Origin of the sequence: Bradyrhizobium oropedii, assembly GCF_020889685.1 — a bacterium.
GTDB classification, from domain to species: domain Bacteria; phylum Pseudomonadota; class Alphaproteobacteria; order Rhizobiales; family Xanthobacteraceae; genus Bradyrhizobium; species Bradyrhizobium oropedii.
This window is the reverse complement of the sequence record NZ_JACMYO010000391.1, coordinates 1-2023: the sequence shown is the minus strand read 5'-3', so window position 1 is coordinate 2023 and position 2023 is coordinate 1. Positions and strand designations below refer to the sequence as shown.

1 pseudogene is annotated in these 2023 nt (G+C 70.1%); it reads right to left on the bottom strand.

Annotated elements, in window-relative coordinates:
• Positions 1 to 2023 (bottom strand): annotated as a pseudogene (locus H8A95_RS42710) (hypothetical protein); the annotation flags it as partial.

Here is a 2023-nt window from a genome sequence, read left to right as displayed (position 1 = left end):
GACGGCCCGGGCGCGCCGGAGGGGGCCGCCGGTGCGGGTGTGGTGAAATTCTCGACCGGCGGCTGCGCAGAAGGCGCGGCCGGCTCGCTGTGCTCGATCGCCGGCGCCTGCGGCGCAGAGCTGGTGTCGAGCAGGTTCATCGCCATCTTGGCGGTCGAGAGCAGGATCACGACCACGCTCGCGCCGACCAGCAGCGAACGGATCTTGGAGGTGATGGTCGAAGGCTGCGCCTCCGGCGCGCCGGTCGCCGAAGCGCCGGCCGCAGGCGTGCCAGCCTTGGCGGCAACGGCCTTCGCGGCCTTGTCGGCCTTCTCCTTGGCCTTGGCTGCGGCCTTGCTCGCTGCACGCGCCGCCTTCTCGTTGACGGGTTGCGCGGCTGCGGCCTGCGCGGCGCGGCGCGCGGCGGCGATGAAGCTCGACGTCGAGACCGGTTCCTTCTTGCCGGCGGGAAGGTCGCTGATGGCGCGCTCGGAGTCCGCGATCCGCTCCGACGGCGACGACACGCGGCCCGAGGGGCGCGTACCCGCTCGAGCGGGTGATCCGGCGGTAGTTCCGGCGCGATCGCAGCGCGGGCAGACGCCGCATGCGGTTCGAGGATCTCGCTGATCGCGCGCGGCGGCAGCGGCGGCGGCGCGGTCTCGACCGGCTGCGCGGCATGGAATTCGCGCGGCGCGGACATGAAGTGCTCCTGCGCCTGCGCAGGATTGGGCAATTCGGGCCGGTACGATTCAGGCTGGTACGATTCGGGCCTGGGCTGCGCGATCGGCTGCGGCATCGCCGCGCGCGGCATCTCCATCCGCGGTGCGTCCATCCGCGGATCGACCGGCGCGGGGGCGGGCGGAGCCGGCGGCGGCGCGCTGCGCTCCGTGCGCAGATCGTTCTCGATCATCGCCAGCCGATCGACGACGTGGCCGAGCGTGTTGTGAACGGTCTCCAGCGAATCCTGGGTGCGGCGATCGGTCTCCGACTGGCTGAAGCGGATGTCCGAGAGCTCGCGCTTCACCATGTCGACGATGCCGCTGTCCATCATCGGCTGCGGCGCGGAGGTATTGATGTTGTTGCGCGTGGCGTCGGCCAGCGAGGCGATATGGGCGTGCTGCGCCTCGAGGTGGCGCATGATGTCATGCAGCCCTTCCTCGACCCGGCCGAGATTGCCGGACCGCTGGTCGGCGGACTCCAGGCGCTCGAGCAGATACGAGACGCGCTGCTCAAGATGGGTGAATGCCGACGAACTGTCGTTGCCGACCTGCAGCCGGTCGATCCGCTCCGACAGCGAGCGCAGGACGCCCTCGATCGCGTCGGTATTGTCGTGGCCGGCCGGCCGCTCGCGGCTTTCCAGCGACGAGGCCAGCGCGGCGATGCGCTGCTCGATTCCGGCGAAGGCGTCGCCGTAGGAATCGCCGCGCGACATCTGCGACAGTTGGTCGACTTTCGCACCCAGCGCATGCACGTCGCCGGACAGCTGCAGCAGCGCATCGTTGGAGGCGACATTGGAGACGATGGCGCGGAGCGCTGCGATCGCGCTCTCGAGCTGATGCACGGTCGACGGATCGTCGTTGGCGCGCAGGATCATGTCGAGCTTGGCGCCGAGATTGCGGATCGCCTCGTCGTAGCCGGTGAGCTGCTCGGCGGGCGTCAGCGTGCGCAGCGCCTCGCGGATTTCCGCCAGCGCGCGTTCGATGCCGGCAATCGCCTGGCCCTGGCTGTTGCTGCCCTCGTGGCGAATCTCGTCGATCCGGTGATGCAGCGAGCGGATTTCGTTCTCGATCGACTCGATCGCGCGCCGCGGCATCGCCTCGGTGATGGCCTGGCGGATTTCCGCAAGCTCGCCGCGGAAGGCCGCGATCGATTGCTCGATATGGTCGGGCCGCTGCAGCGCCTCGATCTGGCTCGTGATCTTGAGCAGATGACGCTCGAGCGAGGAGAAGTCCGGCCCGGTTGGTGCCGCGGGCGGCGGCGCATAGGCGGCCATTGGCGGCGCCGATTGCTGCACCGGCGGTGCATTGCGCGGCATCTGCCGGGG